The sequence below is a fragment of the Salinimicrobium oceani genome, assembly GCF_012037645.1.
In genome coordinates, this window is record NZ_JAAVJR010000428.1 from 1 (window position 1) to 506 (window position 506).

The 506-nt window shown below is 46.6% G+C and carries 1 protein-coding gene; it reads left to right on the top strand.

The genetic code is table 11. The features are described 5' to 3' along the window. Positions 1 to 69 precede the first annotated feature (69 nt). A partial coding sequence (locus tag HC175_RS17560) for a pyridoxal-phosphate dependent enzyme (RefSeq protein ID WP_168139583.1) occupies positions 70 to 506 on the top strand: 437 nt, incomplete at its 3' end.

The following is a 506-nucleotide window of genomic DNA, read 5'->3' on the forward strand; positions in this document are numbered from 1 at the left end:
CAGCCCCCGGCTTAAAAGATCCGGAAGCTTTAAGATCATTCCAAGAGCTGCTGTTTAAATAAGAAAATTATGAGTTATCAAGTAAACGAAAAAGGATATTACGGCGATTTTGGCGGAGCGTTCATTCCCGAAATGCTTTACCCCAACGTGGAAGAACTGCGATCCCGCTATCTGGACATCATGCAGGAAGAAAGTTTTCAAAAGGAATTCCGCCAGCTGCTTAAAGACTATGTGGGCAGACCAACACCGTTGTACTACGCCAAGAGATTTAGCGAGAAGTATAATACGAAGGTGTATCTCAAAAGAGAAGATCTTTGCCACACAGGAGCCCATAAAGTGAACAATACCATAGGCCAAATCCTCATGGCAAAGCGTCTTGGTAAAAACAGGATCATCGCCGAAACCGGTGCGGGACAACACGGGGTCGCTACCGCCACGGTTTGCGCTTTAATGGGCATTGAGTGCGTGGTGTATATGGGGGAGATCGACATCAAGAGACAAGCACC